Genomic DNA, 16,543 nt, shown 5'->3' on the forward strand with positions numbered 1-16,543 from the left:
TGCTCCCGTCGGCTGCGTAGCAGTCGTAAATCTACGGATTCGGTCTCACTGGCGGAATGCTATAGATGGCATTGGGGCTGCTGCGCAGCCCGGCGGGAGCAAGCTCCCTCGCCACAGATCAGGCCTGGACGCTAAGGCCATACTCAGCCGCTGCATCCTGCAACCACAGCCACCAGTAATCCGAGAAGCTGCGACGGATCAGCAGTTCCCAGGTGTCTTCAGCGGTGTGGCGGATCACCAGTTGCGATTTGGCGAACACCGTGCCCACCGCCTTGCCCACCGGGAAGTTGTTGGGGTGCACGTCGTAGCTGGTGGACTTCATCAGCACTTCACGGACTTTCGGGCCGCTCAGTTCAAGAATCTGTTGGCCACCGCTAACGTTGACGATAGCGATATGCAAATCGCCCAGGGCTTCACGCAGTTTTTTCTCGGCGGCGAACTCTTCGCCGCTAGGCACGATCAGCAGCCACTCATCCGGGCCCATCCATTGCAGGCTGGTTTCGCCTTTGGCGACCACGGTCAGCGCGACCGGCAGTTCAAGGCCCAAGGCCTTGTGCACGCCAGCGGCGAATGCCGGGTTGTGGGCATCACCACGAATGGTCAGGTGACCCAGGAGTTTTTTCTCACGCACGGTGACACCGGCGTTTTTACGGCCCTTGCCCACCAGGCTTTGCAGGCCCGCGTGGTGCAGCGACGACTCGGCCTTTGCCCCAGTGGTTGGGCGCTGTTGGTAAACGTTGGCTGTGGTCATAAAGCACCTGTCTTGAATTCGTACGTCGCCCCCGGAGGGGCGAGCGTTGGTATCACACGTTCTGGCGATCGCCTTTCGGATCGAAGAACACCGAAGAAACGATTTCCGCTTCGATCACGCTGCCGTCGGCCAACGGCGCGAACACGCGCTCGCCGAGGCGCTTCAAGCCACCTTTGACCACACCCATGGCAAACGAATAGCCAAGGGAGTTGTGGGCGTAGCTGGAGGTCACGTGACCGACCATGCTCATCGGGATCGTTTGCTTGGTGTTGAACACCAGTTGCGCACCTTCCGGCAGCCATTTGGTCGGGTCGATCGGCTTGAGGCCGACCAACTGTTTGCGCTGATCACGCACACAGTCTTCACGGTTCATGCCACGCCAGCCGATCCACGAGAACGGTTTGGTGCGACCGACGCACCAGCCCATGTTCAGGTCGTCCGGGGTCATCGAGCTGTCAGTGTCCTGGCCGACGATGATGAACCCCTTCTCGGCCCGCAGGACGTGCATGGTTTCAGTGCCGTACGGCGTCAGGTTGTACTTCTTGCCAGCCTCGACGATTTTTTCCAGGACGCCCATGGCGTAGTCGGCCTGTACGTTGACTTCGTACGACAGCTCACCGGTAAACGAAATCCGGAACACCCGCGCCGGCACACCACCGACCAAACCTTCTTTCCAGGTCATGAACGGGAAACCGTCCCGGTCCAGATCGATGTCGGTGACTTCGCTGAGCAGCTTGCGGCTGTTCGGCCCCGACAGGGTCATGGTCGCCCAGTGGTCGGTAACCGAGGTGAAGTACACCTTCAGGTCTGGCCATTCGGTCTGGTGGTAGATTTCCAGCCATTGCAGCACGCGCGCAGCGCCGCCGGTGGTGGTGGTCATCACGAAGTGGTTGTCGGCGAGGCAAGCAGTAACGCCGTCGTCGAAGACCATCCCGTCTTCTTTACACATCAGGCCATAACGAGCCTTGCCCACGTCGAGCTTGGTCCAGGCGTTGGTATAGACGCGGTTGAGGAACTCACGCGCATCCGGGCCTTGAATGTCGATCTTGCCGAGTGTCGAGGCATCCAGCAGGCCAACGCTTTCACGCACGGCCAGGCATTCGCGTTTGACCGCGGCATGCAGGTCTTCACCGTTTTTCGGGAAGTACCAAGGACGCTTCCACTGACCGACGTCTTCAAACTCGGCGCCGTTCTTCACGTGCCAGGCGTGCAGTGCGGTGTAACGCACTGGCTCGAAGATGTGCCCACAGTGACGACCGGCTACCGCACCGAATGTCACCGGCGTGTAGTTCGGGCGGAACATGGTGGTGCCCATCTGCGGGATGGTCACGTTCAGCGAACGGGCGGCGATGGCCAGACCGTTGACGTTGCCGAGCTTGCCCTGGTCAGTACCGAAGCCCAGTGCGGTGTAACGCTTGACGTGCTCGACCGACTCGAAGCCCTCGCGGGTCGCCAGTTCGATCGCAGCCGCGGTGACGTCGTTCTGCAGGTCGACGAACTGCTTCGGCGCACGTGCGGTAGCCTTTTCATGCGGCACCTGGAACAGCGCCAGAGTCGGTTCTTCGACACGACTCAAGGCTTTAGGCAAGACACCTTCGACCGCTTTGAAGCCGGCTTCGCTGGCCGCGCGCACACCGCCTTCAAAACCGTCGGCCAAGGAATCGCCGAGGCTGTAGACGCCATTGATGCCGCCCACGCAAACGCGTTTTTGCGGTGCTTCGCCCGGGATGAAACCGAGGATGTCTTCACGCCAGATCGGTTTGCCACCCAAGTGCGACGCCAGGTGAACCACCGGGCTGTAGCCGCCGGAGCTGGCAACCAGATCGCATTCAAGCCATTCGCCAGGGCTGGTGACGGTGTGCGCCTTGACGTCGATCGCGGCAACACGAGCAGCGGTGACGCGCTTGCTGCCGCGTGCTTCGATGACGGCGCTGCCGGTCAGAATACGGATGCCTTTGGCGCGTGCTTCTTCTACCAGCGCACCGCGAGGATTGCTCCGCGCATCGGCGATGGCCACCACTTGCAGGCTGGCGTCGAGCCAGTCCAGCGCCACGCGGTAGGCGTGATCGTTGTTGGTCGACAGCACCAGTTTCTTGCCCGGTGCTACGCCGTAACGGCGCACGTAAGTCGAGACGGCGCCGGCGAGCATGTTGCCCGGCACGTCGTTGTTGCCGTAGACCAGTGGACGCTCGTGAGCCCCCGTTGCCAGCACTACGCGCTTGGCGCGAACCCGGTGGATACGCTGACGAACCTGGCCGATCGGTGCGCGGTCGCCGAGGTGATCGGTGAGGCGTTCGTGAATGGTCAGGAAGTTGTGGTCGTGGTAACCGTTGACGGTCGCACGAGGCAACAGCAACACGTCAGGGGTGTTTTTGAGCTCGGCAATGACGCTGGCGACCCACTCGGTGGCTGGTTTGCCGTCGAGGTTTTCACGGGAATCGAGCAGGCTGCCGCCAAACTCTTCCTGTTCATCGGCCAGAATCACTCGGGCGCCGCTGCGCGCAGCCGCCAGGGCAGCCGCCAGGCCGGCCGGGCCACCGCCAACGATCAGCACGTCGCAGTGCTGGTTCATGTAGTCATAAGTGTCCGGATCGTTTTCGGTCGGCGAACGACCGAGACCTGCAGCCTTACGAATGTACTTCTCGTAGGTCATCCAGAACGATTGCGGGTACATGAAGGTTTTGTAGTAGAAACCCGGTGGCATCAGCTTGCCGCCGACCTTGCCGAGAATCCCCATCATGTCGTTGTTTACGCTCGGCCAGCCGTTGGTGCTGGTGGCGACGAGGCCCTGGTACAGCGCCTGTTGAGTGGCGCGCACGTTAGGAATTTGCGTGGCTTCGGTGGCACCGATCTGCAGCACCGCGTTCGGCTCTTCAGCGCCTGCGGCGAAAATCCCGCGAGGACGCGAATACTTGAAGCTGCGACCGATGATGTCGACGCCGTTGGCCAGCAATGCAGCGGCCAGGGAGTCGCCCTCAAAGCCCTTGTAGACCTGGCCGTTGAAGGTGAAACTCAGGACTTTGTTGCGGTCGATCCGTCCACCGTTGGACAGGCGATTGATCTGGCTCATACCTTCGCTCCCAGAGCCTGCGCGGCCGCTTTCGGACTTTCAGTCTTGTCGGTGAACTGCGGCTTGGTGCCGATCTTGTAGGTTTCGAGAATCTCGTAGGTCACGGTGTCACGGGTGACGTTGAAATACTGACGGCAACCGGCGACGTGATCCCACAGCTCGTGGTGCAACCCGCGAGGGTTATCACGGAAGAACATGTAGTCACCCCACTGCTCGTCGGTGCAAGCGCTCGGGTCCAGTGGGCGCGGGATGTGCGCCTGGCCGGATGCATGGAATTCCTCTTCGGAGCGCAGTTCGCCGCAGTGAGGACAGAAGATGTGCAACATAGGGATTTCTCCTGTTAGTGGGCGACCGCAGCAGCGCCGTGTTCATCGATCAATGCACCGCTGTGGAAGCGGTCGATGGAGAAAGGTGCAGCCAATGGGTGCATTTCACCCTTGGCAAGGCTGGCGGCAAACACGTTGCCCGAGCCCGGAGTTGCTTTGAAACCACCGGTGCCCCAACCGCAGTTGAAGAACATATTTGGCACGGGTGTTTTCGAGATGATCGGGCAGGCGTCCGGCGTGGTGTCGACGATGCCGCCCCACTGGCGGTTCATACGTACGCGGGACAAGACCGGGAACATCTCGACGATGGCCTGGATGGTGTGCTCGATCACCGGGTACGAACCGCGCTGGCCGTAGCCGTTGTAGCCGTCGATACCGGCACCGATTACCAAGTCGCCCTTGTCGGACTGGCTGATGTAACCGTGTACGGCGTTGGACATGATCACGCTGTCGATAATCGGCTTGATCGGCTCGGACACCAGCGCTTGCAGCGGGTGGGATTCGATCGGCAGACGGAAACCGGCGAGTTTGGCCATGTGCCCGGAGTTACCCGCGGTGACTACACCGACGCGCTTGGCGCCGATGAAGCCCTTGTTGGTTTCAACACCGATGCACACACCGTTTTCCTTGCGGAAACCGATCACTTCGGTCTGCTGGATCAGGTCCACGCCCAAGGCGTCGGCCGCACGGGCAAAGCCCCAGGCCACGGCATCGTGACGGGCCACGCCGCCGCGACGCTGGACGGTAGCGCCCATCACCGGGTAGCGAGTGTTTTTCGAGCAGTCGAGGTACGGAATCTCGTCAGCCACTTGCTGAGCGGTGAGCAGTTCGCCATCGACGCCGTTGAGGCGGTTGGCGCTGACCCGACGCTCGGAATCACGAATGTCCTGCAGGGTGTGGCACAGGTTGTAGACGCCACGCTGGGAGAACATCACGTTGTAGTTCAGGTCCTGGGACAGACCTTCCCAGAGCTTCATCGCGTGTTCGTACAGGTGGGCCGACTCGTCCCACAGGTAGTTGGAACGCACGATGGTGGTGTTGCGCGCGGTGTTACCGCCGCCCAGCCAGCCCTTCTCGACCACGGCCACGTTAGTGATGCCGTGTTCCTTGGCCAGGTAGTAGGCGGTCGCCAGACCATGCCCGCCGCCGCCGACGATGACCACGTCGTAGACTTTTTTCGGAGTCGGCGTGCGCCACATCCGCTGCCAGTTTTCGTGGTGGCTGAGGGAGTGTTTGAAGAGGCCGAAGCCTGAGTAGCGTTGCATAGTCATTTACTCCAAAACCGCGCTCAGCGATAAACCGGGAAGTCCGCGCACACAGCTGCCACATGCTTGGCAACATTGGCCTCGACATCGGCGTCGCCGAGGTTGTCGAGGATGTCGCAGATCCAGCCGGCCAGTTCAACGCACTGGGTAACTTTAAAGCCGCGAGTGGTGACCGCCGGGGTGCCGATACGCAGGCCCGAGGTGACGAACGGCGATTGTGGATCGTTCGGTACGGCGTTCTTGTTCACGGTGATGTGGGCACGACCCAAGGCGGCGTCGGCTTCCTTACCGGTCAGGCCCTGACGGATCAGGCTCACCAGGAACAGGTGGTTATCCGTACCGCCGGACACTACATCGTAGCCACGTTTGATGAAAACGCTGGCCATTGCCTGTGCGTTGTCGATCACTTGTTGCTGGTAAGCCTTGAAACCAGGCTCCAACGCTTCCTTGAAGCACACCGCCTTACCGGCGATCACGTGCATCAGCGGGCCACCCTGGGCACCGGGGAAGACTGCCGCGTTGAGCTTTTTCTCGATTTCTTCGTTAGCCTTGGCCAGGATCAGGCCGCCACGCGGACCACGCAGGGTCTTGTGGGTGGTGGTGGTCACCACGTCGGCATACGGCAGCGGGTTCGGGTACAGGCCGGCAGCGACCAGACCGGCAACGTGCGCCATGTCGACGAACAGCAGCGCACCGACCTTGTCGGCGATCTGACGGAAACGTGGGAAGTCCAGAGTCTTGGAGTAAGCCGAGAAGCCGGCGACGATCATCTTCGGCTTGCATTCGACGGCCAGACGCTCGACTTCGTCGTAGTCGATCAGGCCGGTTTTGGTGTCGATGCCGTACTGCACGGCGTTGTACAGTTTGCCCGAGGACGACACCTTGGCGCCGTGGGTCAGGTGACCGCCATGGGCCAGGCTCATGCCGAGAATGGTGTCGCCGGGTTGCAGCAGGGCCAGGTAAACGGCGCTGTTGGCCGACGAGCCGGAGTGCGGCTGGACGTTGGCGTAATCGGCACCGAACAGCAGCTTGGCGCGTTCGATGGCCAGCGCTTCGACCTTGTCGACGTGCTCGCAGCCGCCGTAGTAGCGCTTGCCTGGATAACCTTCGGCGTATTTGTTGGTCAGGCCACTGCCTTGCGCTTCCATGACGCGTTTGCTGGTGTAGTTCTCTGACGCGATCAGCTCGATGTGATCTTCCTGGCGCAGCTCTTCGGCATTCATCGCCGCCAGCAGTGCATCGTCGTAACCCTTGATCTGGTCTTGCTTGCTGAACATCGCGTCTCTCCCAGCGGCGGCTTGTGCGCCTTTCGTCTCGGTGAGGCACGTACCTTACGGCAGTGCCCTTTGGATGCGATGGTATGGCCGGCGCAGACAGGTCAAATGCCTATGGACGCCACGCAAAGGTGCGTTTACGACATGGGTTGGCACGCCGGGATAAATGCCGCCGACTGGCGGGCTCTTGCGGCGAGGACGCTTGCTCCCGTTCGGCCGGTCCGCGATCGGACGCAGCAGTCGCAATACCGGTTAATGCGCTTTATCAGACAGCCCGCATTTATTGGCTTTAGGACCGCTACGCGATCCAGCGGGAGCAAGCTCCCTCGCCACAGGGTGTTTACAACACGACTTTTCCTACAGAATCAGCAGATGTGCGCTTCCTGCAAATCTGGGTACAGTGCGCACCATCATCGACCACGGAGCCGGCCATGACCGACAAGAGCCAACAATTCGCCAGCGACAACTATTCCGGTATCTGCCCGGAAGCCTGGGCCGCCATGGAACAGGCCAATCAAGGCCACCAACGCGCTTATGGCGACGATGAGTGGACGGCGCGCGCCTCGGACGATTTCCGCAAATTGTTCGAAACCGACTGCGAAGTGTTCTTCGCCTTCAACGGCACCGCCGCAAACTCCCTGGCGCTGTCGTCACTGTGCCAGAGCTACCACAGCGTGATCTGCTCGGAAACCGCCCACGTCGAAACCGACGAATGCGGCGCGCCGGAATTCTTCTCCAACGGCTCCAAGCTGCTCATCGCACGCACTGAAAACGGCAAGCTGACCCCGGAATCGATCCGCGAAATCGCCCTCAAGCGCCAGGACATTCACTACCCGAAACCGCGCGTCGTAACCCTGACCCAGGCGACCGAAGTCGGCAGCATCTACACCCCGGAAGAAATCCGCGCCATCAGCGCCACCTGCAAGGAACTGGGCCTGAACCTGCACATGGACGGCGCGCGGTTCTCCAACGCCTGCGCGTTCCTCAATTGCTCGCCCGCTGACCTGACCTGGAAGGCCGGCGTCGACGTGCTGTGCTTCGGCGGGACGAAAAACGGTATGGCGGTGGGTGAGGCGATACTGTTCTTCAACCAGAAACTCGCTGAAGACTTCGACTACCGCTGCAAACAGGCCGGGCAACTGGCGTCGAAAATGCGTTTCCTCTCGGCGCCGTGGGTCGGCCTGCTGGAAAACGACGCCTGGCTCAAACACGCTCGCCACGCCAACTACTGCGCGCAGCTGCTGGCCGAGCTGGTGAGCGACATTCCGGGCGTTGAACTGATGTTCCCGGTACAAGCCAACGGCGTGTTCCTGCAACTCTCGGAATCGGCCGTCGCGGCACTGACCGCCAAGAGCTGGCGTTTCTATACCTTCATCGGCAAAGGCGGCGCCCGCTTCATGTGCTCGTGGGATACCGAGGTAGAGCGCGTTCGGGAATTGGCGGCGGATATTCGGGAAGTGATGGCGGGGTAATACCCTCACCAGAATGAAATGAAACTTTGTGGCGAGGGAGCTTGCTCCCGCTCGGCGGCGAAGCCGTCGTAAATTCAGCAAACACGGTGCACCTGACAGACCGCATGCTCAGGATTTGGGGCTGCTCCGCAACCCAGCGGGAGCAAGCTCCCTCGCCACAGAAAGATGATCGTTCCCACGCAGAGCGACACTAGTGACGCTCTGCATCCCTTCCCCGGAGTAACGGCTTAGAACTCGATCCGTACATCCCCTTTCGGCACGCTGCAGCACGACAGGATGTAACCCTCGGCTTCGTCTTCTTCGGTGATCCCGCCGTTGTGCTCCATCTCGACTTCCCCGCCCAGCTTCATTACCTTGCACGTTCCGCAAATCCCCATCCCGCAGGCTTTCGGAATCAACAGGCCAAGCTTGGCGGCGGCGGCGTGGACGGTTTCACCCGGCGCCACGCGGATGCTTTTGCCGGACGCGGTGAATTCCACTTGATGCAGATCGGCTACATCGATTTCCGGGGCGTCGGCCGCTTGTTCGGCTTGCTCCACCGCATCGGCACGAGCCTCGGGCGGTGTAGCACCGAAAGATTCTTCGTGGTAACGCTTCATGTCGAAGCCAGCGGCTTCCAGCAGGCGTTTGACCGCGTGCATGTAAGGGGTCGGGCCGCAGCAGAAGACCTCGCGTTCAAGGAAGTCCGGCGCCATCAGCTCCAGCATTTTATGGTTCAGGTAGCCGCGATAACCGGCCCAAGGCTCGCCCAGTCCGTGCTTCTCACAGATCAGGTGCAGACTGAAGTTATCGATCCGCGACGCCATGTGCTCCAGCTCGCGGTGATAGATGATGTCTTTTGGCGAGCGGGCGCTGTGGATAAACACCATGTCGACATTGCCGTTGGTGTCGTAGAACCAGCGAGCCATGGACATTACCGGGGTGATCCCGACACCGCCGCTGAGATAGAGCACTTTCGGTGCGGTGAAATCCATTGCGTTAAACAGCCCGACCGGCCCGTGCACCGCCAACTCCTGGCCTTCGTGCAGGGTGTCATGCAGCCAGTTGGAAACCTTGCCGCCCGGTACGCGCTTGATGGTCACCGAAAAGCTGTAAGGCACCGACGGCGAACTGGAAATGGTGTACGAGCGCATGATCGGCACGCCCTCGATTTCCAGCTCCAGGGTGACGAACTGCCCCGGTTTGAAGAAGAACATGATCGGCTGGTCGGCCATGAAGCAGAAGGTCCGCACGTCCCAGGTTTCCTGGATGACTTTGACGCAACGGACAATGTGCCGGCCATTGGCCCAGGTCTGGGTGGTTACCGGGTTCAGGAAACTATTGGACATGCTGATCTCCACGGTCGACTGTCGACCTCATGTTGCCGATTCTGCTCAAGGTGTGCAGTGGCCACTTACCTATCTACGACATTCACGTACTTATCGCGACCAGCCCACAACCACCGGGGGTTGAGCGTCGGGAACAGATTGGGCCATGTCGCCCATGGATAAGGTTCCAGCCTGCGCCGGCCCCACACTCGCTTCAACAGATAAACGCTGTTTTCTGCCTTGCGTTGCACTAACCGTAGCCACTATTCGCCGGCCACACAGATGGCCATGAGGACTTAAACGATGGACGTCACCACTACCTTGAGCTTGGGCGATCCACTGGAACCCGCACGCAAGGCCACCGCGCAGATGCTGCATGAGCGCGAGCGTACATTTTCGCTGCCACAGCCGTTCTACTCTGATGAGCGGTTGTTCGATATCGACATGCAGGAGATCTTCCAGAAAGAGTGGTTGATCGCCGGCATGACCTGCGAAATCCCGACCAAGGGCAACTTCCTGACCCTGCAGATCGGCAAGAACCCGATCATTGTGATTCGCGGCGCAGAAGGCGTGGTCCATGCCTTCCATAACGTCTGCCGTCACCGTGGCTCGCGTCTGTGCACCAGCGAAAAAGGCAAAGTCGCCAAGCTGGTCTGCCATTACCACCAGTGGACCTACGAACTCGACGGGCGCCTGCTGTTCGCCGGCTCCGAGATGGGCGACGACTTCGACATGAAGCAGTACGGCCTGAAACCGGTCAACGTGAAGACCGCTGGCGGCTACATCTTCGTCAGCCTCGCGGAAAACCCGCCGGCCATCGATGACTTCCTGTCGACACTGAACCATTACATGGAACCGTACGACATGGAGAACACCAAGGTGGCGGTGCAAACCACCCTGGTGGAACAGGCGAACTGGAAACTGGTGCTGGAAAACAACCGCGAGTGCTACCACTGCAACGCGTCGCACCCGGCACTGCTGAAAACCCTGCTGGAATGGGACGACGTCACCGACCCGCGTGCCGACCAGGCGTTCAAGGACCACGTAGCCGCTTCTGCCGCTGCCTGGGAAGCCGAGAAGATTCCTTACGCACACGCCAGCTTCGGCCTGCGTAACCGCATCGTGCGTATGCCGCTGCTCAAGGGCACCGTGTCGATGACCCTCGACGGTAAGCAAGCCTGCAAGAAACTCATGGGCCGGATCCAGAACCCGGACCTGGGCTCGATGCGCATCCTGCACCTGCCGCACTCGTGGAACCACTGCATGGGCGATCACATCATTGTGTTCACCGTGTGGCCGATCAGCGCGCAGGAAACCATGGTCACCACCAAATGGCTGGTGCACAAGGACGCTGTCGAAGGTGTGGATTACGACGTCGAGCGCATGCGTGAAGTCTGGGATGCGACCAACAACGAAGACCGTCGCCTGGCCGAAGAGAACCAGCGCGGGATCAACTCCACGGCGTACCAGCCAGGCCCGTACTCCAAGACTTACGAGTTCGGTGTGGTGAACTTTGTCGATTGGTACAGCGAGCGCCTGTTGAACAACCTGGGTGCAGAACCTGCGCCTTACCTCAAGGGCGTGCCGGTTCACGGTTAAGATCCAAAAGCATCGCGAGCAGGCTCGCTCCCACAAGGGATTGGTGGTGTTCACAAATGCTGCGAACACCATCATTCAATGTGGGAACGAGCTTGCTCGCGATAGCGTCCTACCTGTCACTACATCCCTCCCCTGAATACACACCCCTGGTCTTTAGAACTGTACGAAATATGATCTATCGCGTTCCAGCCTATATGGAACGTGGCGTACAGCCTTCCGCGAACAAGTTATCCACACCTCCACCCACAGCTAATGGGGACAACTGTGGAAAGGCCGGAAGTTTTCTCCACAGAAACTGAAGAAAATCCGTGACTTATTCAATTGATCGGTTTTCGACAGCCATTGGCTGTTTTTTGATCAGAAGCCTGCAAGCCACGTTACTCATGGCTCACAGAGGATCGCAAACACCTTATCCACAGAAGCGCCAACAGACTTTGGGGGCAACTGTGCAAACTATTCAGTGCGCTGTGGAAAACCACGTCCAGGCTGCATATTTCGTGGGTTTGAACAGTCAGCGGAGGGCAGAACCCAGCATTTGGTCATTTATTAACCAGAAGCTTGAAAGCCACGACCTGTATGGCTTACAGCGGACAGCAAACATCTTATCCACAGAAGCGCCAACAGAGATTGGGGGCAAGTCGTGAGCTACACATGCCCTTATCCACTGAAAAAAGCTCGAAAAAACGAGGGGTTAGGCTGGTTGTTTTTCGTACAAGGGCTTGCAGGGCTTGAGATGCGTGGGGTGTAGCGAGGGGTGAACATGTTATCCACAGAAGCGCTAACAGGGATTGTGGGTAAATACATCAGCCCTGTGGGAGCAGGTTTGCTCCCACAGGAACTTGGTTGATGCCTTAAGGCCGATACATCAAATAGGCTTCACCCGTGACCCGAATCATCGGATGGGGTGTGATCTGGCAGCTATCGACGACACGGAAGCCATGTCGCTCGTAAAACCGACGGGCGCCGGTGTTCGCCGCGTAGTCGATCAGGCTCAAGCCATTGAGCCCCAACTGGTTGGCACGGTCGTAAGCGTAGGCGAGGAATTGTTGGCCCAGGCCCTGGTTGCGCCAGCCCTCATGCAGCGCCAGGCTCGATATGTAGAGGGTGTCGGGGATTTCCAGCTTGGCATACGGCGCCAGGACCGGATCGGTGACGGGAGCGGCCAGCGGATCGTGACGCATCACATAGCTGTGCAGCATGCCAATGACCTTGCCCTCTGCCTGCGCGATCAGGCAGTTTTGATAGGAGAAATCCACATCTTCACGGGCGTAGCGACTGGCACCGACATCCAGCAGGTCCTGGCCGGGCTCCGCCAGCTGGCTCCAGATGTAATCCGCGGCGCCTTCCGATGAAATCTGAAACAGGCGAGCAATCTCCCGCGCATCCGTGCGCAGGGCCGAACGAAATTCAACTGCCATTTACCGGGCTCCACAGGACCGTTAGCGAACCACGCCTTCTTCAATCAGCAACTTGAGAATCGCCTCAGCCCCAGCCTCGGCACTCAAGCCCTTGAGCACTTGCCCACCGCCGCCGCTGGCCTTGGCTGTTGCAGCTTTCATCCGGTCGGCGCCGCTCTTGGCCTTGATCACTTTCAGGCGTTTTGGCCGTGGCTTGGCCGGTTGCAACGTTGCAACCGCGAGCAATTCATCGTTGATAATCTCAACGTCTTCGGCGTGCAACACACCGCGCCGAGCCGGGCCGAAGGCACTTTGCCGAGGCTTGGGCGCGGCGTTATCCACCGTGGCGAGAAACGGCAGGCGCACTTTCAAACGTCGACGCTGGCCACGCGGCAAGGCTTGCAGCACTAAGGCCGAATTGCCGTCGATGGACTCGACCTGCGCCAGTCCGACCACCAGCGGCCAACCCAGGCTTTCCGCCAGCAGGAACGGCAACATGCCCGAGCCTTCACCGGTTTCCGCCTGACTGCCGGTCAGCACCACCTGCGCCCCGGCATCGCGCAGATAAGCGCTCAACGCTGGCAGCGCATCGGCGCCTTGGGGCTGTTCGAGCACAAGCAGCTGTTCCAGGCCCATGCCCAGGTAAGCCCGCAGCGCAGGTTCCTCGACATCACCGGCGTGCAGCACTTGCAGGTTATCCCCAGCCAGTTGCAGACCGAGTTCAACCGCCCGCGCATCCTGCTCGGCGCGGCGTGGCCGGCCCGAGGTCGGGTGGGCGCCGATCGACACCAGGCTGATTACATGAGTACTCATAACCCTTTCCTTCTCTTAAGCCGCATCGCGCTTGGCGTCGTTGCGGTAAGCCTCTACCGCCGCGATCAAGGCCTGAAGAATTTCTGCGCTTTCACCTATCACCGACAGGTCGGCGCGCTTGATCATGTCGCAGCCAGGATCGAGGTTGATCGCCACCACCTTGTCGCAGGCGCCGATGCCTTGCAGGTGCTGGATCGCCCCGGAAATCCCCACTGCCACGTAGACCCGCGCCGTGACCCAGGTGCCGCTGGCGCCGACCTGACGGTCGCGGGCCATGAAGCCATCGTCCACCGCCACCCGCGATGCGCCTTCGGTCGCGCCGAGGGCTGCTGCGGTCCTGTGGAAAAGGTTCCAGTCCTTGACCCCGTTGCCGCCCGAGAAGATGAACTCGGCTTCGGCCATGGGAATCGCTGCCGGGTCGACCGCTACCGCGCCCAGGTCCTCGATCCGCGACAGGCTGCGCGCAACCGTTGTGGATAACTCCACCGGCAACGCTTCGTGACGGGTTTCGCTGACCGGTTCGGCGCATTCCACCGCCGCCAGAATCAACCGTGCAACAGGGCGCGCCAAGTCTTGCAGACCGGCACCGGCGCGGCCGATGCACTCCTGATCCTTGACCTGCCAGACCCGCGTGGCCGGGCGTTCGCCGAGTGCCGCGGCAAAGCGCCGACCCAGCTCACCGCCACCGGTGCGGCTGTCCGGCAGCAGCCAGTGACGAGGGCTGAACTGGTTATCCACAGCCCGTAGACCCTGCACCCGCTGTTCCGGTGCATAACCTTCGAATTCTTCGCCATCCAGCACCAGAAGGCGGTCGACGCCTGCGGTGGCGAAGGCGTTTTCCTTGTGTTCGCCAAAGACCACCGCCAGCACTGCACCGTCCTTGCCGGCCAGTTGATGGGCCAGGCCCAGCAAGTCGCGGTCGTGGCTGCTCAAACGGCCGCCAACCATGTCCGGCACCACGCTGATGTAGAACGCAGGTGTCGCCACCTGATGCAGCGGCAATTGCACTTCAACGGCGGCCGTACGCTTGGTCGCCCCGCCCTGCTGTGCACCACTGCGGTCAATCCGCTTGATGCCATTGGGGCCGATGAAACCAATGCCGTGAGGATTCTTGCGAATGATCCCGTTGGGGCCCATCCAGCTGTGTTCCACCGGTTGCATGGCGGCATGCAGCGGATGCAGACGGTTGCGGGCGATCCATTCAGCGCGCGGATCGCGGCGGATAATGTCGCTCATCAGTGGGCCTCCGCGGGTTGACGTTTAATCGGTGCCGGTGACTTGCTGGGCGCCGCGTCTTCGAGCAGCGCGTCGGCCACCAGTTCGGCAATGTCCTTGATCAGCGGTCGTGGTTCGACCACGCCTTCGAGCATCGCGGTGCACTGTGGGCAACCCACGGCCACCAGCTCGGCACCGGTTTCACGAATGTCGTCCATGCGCATGTCGGGGATCCGTTGCTTGCCCGGGATGTCAGTGATCGGCGCACCGCCGCCACCGCCGCAGCAGCGCGAGCGGAAACCGGAACGTTGCATTTCCTTGACCTCGATCCCCAGCGCACGCAGTACCTGGCGCGGTGCCTCGTATTCGCCGTTGTAGCGGCCGAGGTAGCACGGATCGTGATAGGTCACGCTGTCGCCTTTGTGCTGACCCAGATTGAGTGCGCCAGCGTCGATGATTTCCGCCATGTAGGTGCTGTGGTGCTGCACCAGGTAGTTGCCATCGAAGGCACCGTATTCGTTCTTCAGCACGTGGAAGCTGTGCGGATCGCAGGTGACGATGCGGTTGAAGCTGTATTTGGCCAAAGTCTGGATGTTGCGTTTGGCCAACAGCTGGAAGGTCGCTTCGTCGCCCAGACGGCGAGCCACGTCACCGCTGTCACGCTCTTCAAGACCGAGCACGGCAAAGTCGACTTTCGCGGCTTTCAGCACTTTGACGAAGGCACGCAAGGTGCGCTGGTTGCGCATGTCGAACGCACCGTCGCCAACCCAGAACAGCACGTCGGTGGATTTCTTCTCGCTGAGCAGTGTCAGGTTCAGGTCCGCCGCCCAGTTCATCCGCCCGCCCGGAGCGAAACCGCCCGGGTTGTCGGTGGCAATCAGATTTTCCAGGACTTCGGCGCCCTTGTTCGGGGTCGCGCCTTTTTCCAGGGTCAGATGGCGGCGCATGTCGACGATGGCGTCAACGTGCTCGATCATCATCGGGCATTCTTCAACGCAGGCACGGCAAGTGGTGCAAGACCACAGGGTTTCAGCGTCCACCAGACCGTTGACGATCGGTTGATGCGGATTACCCGCGTGTTCACCGATAGCTTTACCTGGATAAGGACTGCCAGCGAACTTGGCATCGGTGCCGCCAGCCAGGCCGACGACCATGTCCTGAATCAGTTTTTTCGGGTTCAGCGGCTGGCCAGCGGCAAACGCCGGGCACGCGGCTTCGCATTTACCGCACTGCACGCAAGCGTCGAAGCCGAGCAGTTGGTTCCAGGTAAAATCCTTGGGCTTTTCCACGCCCAAGGGGGCTTGCGGATCGTTCAGGTCAAGCGGTTTAAGACCTGTAGAACGACCACCACCAAAACGTTCGGCGCGACGGTGCCAAGCCAGGTGCAAGGCACCGGCAAAGGCGTGCTTCATCGGCCCGCCCCAGGTCATGCCGAAGAACAACTCAGACACGCCCCACAGCACGCCGACACCGAGGATCGCCGCCAACAGCCAACCGCCGAAGTCTTCCGGAAGGATGCCCGCCACCGGCAGGGTCACCAGGAAGAACGACGCCGAGAAGGCCAGCAAACTTTTCGGCAGGCGCATCCACGGACCTTTGGATAAACGCGCCGGCGGGTTGCGCCGACGCAGGTAAACAAAGATCGCACCGACGAACATCACTGCCGTCATCAACAACAGTGCATAACCGAGGAAGCGGTTATGCAGGCCAAAACCGTGAACCAGGATCGCCAACACGATGGACGCCACCGCGCCACCCGCCGTGGCAACGTGGGTGTTGGCGATGTATTTGTCCCGCGCCACCACGTGGTGCAAGTCGACCATGTAGCGTTTGGGCATGGCCAGCAGGCCGCCGATCAGATCGACCTTGGACGCACGGCCCCGGCGCCACATGGCCACCCGCCGCAACGCGCCCAGGACAGCCAGGCCCAGGGCGGCAAACAGCAGGATGGGAAGAAGGGTGTTTAACATGGTGGAGCTCCCAAAGACCTCGGGGTCATGTGCGTGCCGATGAGAGCGACGCACCTACTTGTGGCGAGGGAGCTTGCTCCCGCT

Annotated in this window: 12 protein-coding genes; 2 read left to right on the top strand and 10 right to left on the bottom strand. The window is 60.7% G+C overall.

The window, feature by feature from the left end; all coding sequences use genetic code 11:
* Positions 1 to 118: 118 nt before the first annotated feature.
* The 5 genes from AABM55_RS26965 to glyA are packed head-to-tail and all read right to left on the bottom strand — an operon-like array spanning position 119 to position 6,689.
* Complete coding sequence (locus AABM55_RS26965) at positions 119 to 751, bottom strand: sarcosine oxidase subunit gamma (protein ID WP_054594368.1); 633 nt, start codon at positions 749 to 751, stop codon at positions 119 to 121.
* Between the two features lie 52 nt (positions 752 to 803).
* Positions 804 to 3,821, bottom strand: coding sequence for a sarcosine oxidase subunit alpha (locus tag AABM55_RS26970; protein WP_347928189.1), 3,018 nt, complete (start codon positions 3,819 to 3,821; stop codon positions 804 to 806).
* Entirely contained in the window at positions 3,818 to 4,147 is a 330-nt protein-coding gene (locus AABM55_RS26975; RefSeq protein ID WP_054594370.1) for a sarcosine oxidase subunit delta, read from the bottom strand. The genes AABM55_RS26970 and AABM55_RS26975 overlap by 4 nt, the downstream gene beginning before the upstream one ends.
* 14 nt (positions 4,148 to 4,161) lie before the next feature.
* The gene (locus AABM55_RS26980; protein ID WP_019693993.1) at positions 4,162 to 5,412 is read right to left on the bottom strand and encodes a sarcosine oxidase subunit beta; all 1,251 of its coding nucleotides are present in this window, start codon (positions 5,410 to 5,412) and stop codon (positions 4,162 to 4,164) included.
* A 23-nt stretch (positions 5,413 to 5,435) separates the two neighbouring features.
* Entirely contained in the window at positions 5,436 to 6,689 is a 1,254-nt protein-coding gene (gene glyA, locus AABM55_RS26985; protein ID WP_347928190.1) for a serine hydroxymethyltransferase, read from the bottom strand.
* A gap of 428 nt (positions 6,690 to 7,117) precedes the next feature.
* Here glyA and AABM55_RS26990 point away from each other — a divergent pair, with 428 nt between their 5' ends.
* Positions 7,118 to 8,158, top strand: a complete 1,041-nt coding sequence (locus AABM55_RS26990) for a low specificity L-threonine aldolase (protein WP_347928191.1) — start codon at positions 7,118 to 7,120, stop codon at positions 8,156 to 8,158.
* Between the two features lie 227 nt (positions 8,159 to 8,385).
* Here AABM55_RS26990 and gbcB read toward each other — a convergent pair whose 3' ends face one another.
* Positions 8,386 to 9,486, bottom strand: coding sequence for a glycine-betaine demethylase subunit GbcB (gene gbcB / locus AABM55_RS26995; protein WP_054594373.1), 1,101 nt, complete (start codon positions 9,484 to 9,486; stop codon positions 8,386 to 8,388).
* A 282-nt stretch (positions 9,487 to 9,768) separates the two neighbouring features.
* Between gbcB and gbcA the strand changes: the two genes are divergently transcribed.
* Positions 9,769 to 11,064 (top strand): glycine-betaine demethylase subunit GbcA, encoded by a 1,296-nt coding sequence (gene gbcA / locus AABM55_RS27000; RefSeq protein WP_347928192.1) that lies wholly within the window; start codon positions 9,769 to 9,771, stop codon positions 11,062 to 11,064.
* Between the two features lie 851 nt (positions 11,065 to 11,915).
* On the opposite strand, the gene AABM55_RS27005 is transcribed toward gbcA, so the two are convergent.
* Genes AABM55_RS27005 through dgcB form a run of 4 tightly spaced genes read right to left on the bottom strand, consistent with a single transcriptional unit; the run spans position 11,916 to position 16,459 of the window.
* On the bottom strand, positions 11,916 to 12,482 hold the full coding sequence (locus AABM55_RS27005) for a GNAT family N-acetyltransferase (protein ID WP_347928193.1): 567 nt from the start codon (positions 12,480 to 12,482) through the stop codon (positions 11,916 to 11,918).
* A 21-nt stretch (positions 12,483 to 12,503) separates the two neighbouring features.
* Complete coding sequence (locus tag AABM55_RS27010; protein WP_054594377.1) at positions 12,504 to 13,274, bottom strand: electron transfer flavoprotein subunit beta; 771 nt, start codon at positions 13,272 to 13,274, stop codon at positions 12,504 to 12,506.
* Positions 13,275 to 13,289: 15 nt separating this feature from the next.
* Complete coding sequence (locus AABM55_RS27015; RefSeq protein ID WP_347928194.1) at positions 13,290 to 14,510, bottom strand: electron transfer flavoprotein subunit alpha/FixB family protein; 1,221 nt, start codon at positions 14,508 to 14,510, stop codon at positions 13,290 to 13,292.
* Positions 14,510 to 16,459, bottom strand: coding sequence for a dimethylglycine demethylation protein DgcB (dgcB, locus tag AABM55_RS27020; RefSeq protein WP_347928195.1), 1,950 nt, complete (start codon positions 16,457 to 16,459; stop codon positions 14,510 to 14,512). The genes AABM55_RS27015 and dgcB overlap by 1 nt, the downstream gene beginning before the upstream one ends.
* Positions 16,460 to 16,543: the final 84 nt, after the last annotated feature.

This window comes from Pseudomonas helvetica (genome assembly GCF_039908645.1).
Lineage (GTDB): Bacteria > Pseudomonadota > Gammaproteobacteria > Pseudomonadales > Pseudomonadaceae > Aquipseudomonas > Aquipseudomonas helvetica.

What these genes read in the sequence shown, in the direction of transcription:
- AABM55_RS26965 (WP_054594368.1), bottom strand. Translation starts at nt 751, where the DNA reads ATGACCACAGCCAACGTTTACCAACAGCGCCCAACCACTGGGGCAAAG.
- AABM55_RS26970 (WP_347928189.1), bottom strand. Translation starts at nt 3,821, where the DNA reads ATGAGCCAGATCAATCGCCTGTCCAACGGTGGACGGATCGACCGCAAC.
- AABM55_RS26975 (WP_054594370.1), bottom strand. Translation starts at nt 4,147, where the DNA reads ATGTTGCACATCTTCTGTCCTCACTGCGGCGAACTGCGCTCCGAAGAG.
- AABM55_RS26980 (WP_019693993.1), bottom strand. Translation starts at nt 5,412, where the DNA reads ATGCAACGCTACTCAGGCTTCGGCCTCTTCAAACACTCCCTCAGCCAC.
- glyA (WP_347928190.1), bottom strand. Translation starts at nt 6,689, where the DNA reads ATGTTCAGCAAGCAAGACCAGATCAAGGGTTACGACGATGCACTGCTG.
- AABM55_RS26990 (WP_347928191.1), top strand. Translation starts at nt 7,118, where the DNA reads ATGACCGACAAGAGCCAACAATTCGCCAGCGACAACTATTCCGGTATC.
- gbcB (WP_054594373.1), bottom strand. Translation starts at nt 9,486, where the DNA reads ATGTCCAATAGTTTCCTGAACCCGGTAACCACCCAGACCTGGGCCAAT.
- gbcA (WP_347928192.1), top strand. Translation starts at nt 9,769, where the DNA reads ATGGACGTCACCACTACCTTGAGCTTGGGCGATCCACTGGAACCCGCA.
- AABM55_RS27005 (WP_347928193.1), bottom strand. Translation starts at nt 12,482, where the DNA reads ATGGCAGTTGAATTTCGTTCGGCCCTGCGCACGGATGCGCGGGAGATT.
- AABM55_RS27010 (WP_054594377.1), bottom strand. Translation starts at nt 13,274, where the DNA reads ATGAGTACTCATGTAATCAGCCTGGTGTCGATCGGCGCCCACCCGACC.
- AABM55_RS27015 (WP_347928194.1), bottom strand. Translation starts at nt 14,510, where the DNA reads ATGAGCGACATTATCCGCCGCGATCCGCGCGCTGAATGGATCGCCCGC.
- dgcB (WP_347928195.1), bottom strand. Translation starts at nt 16,459, where the DNA reads ATGTTAAACACCCTTCTTCCCATCCTGCTGTTTGCCGCCCTGGGCCTG.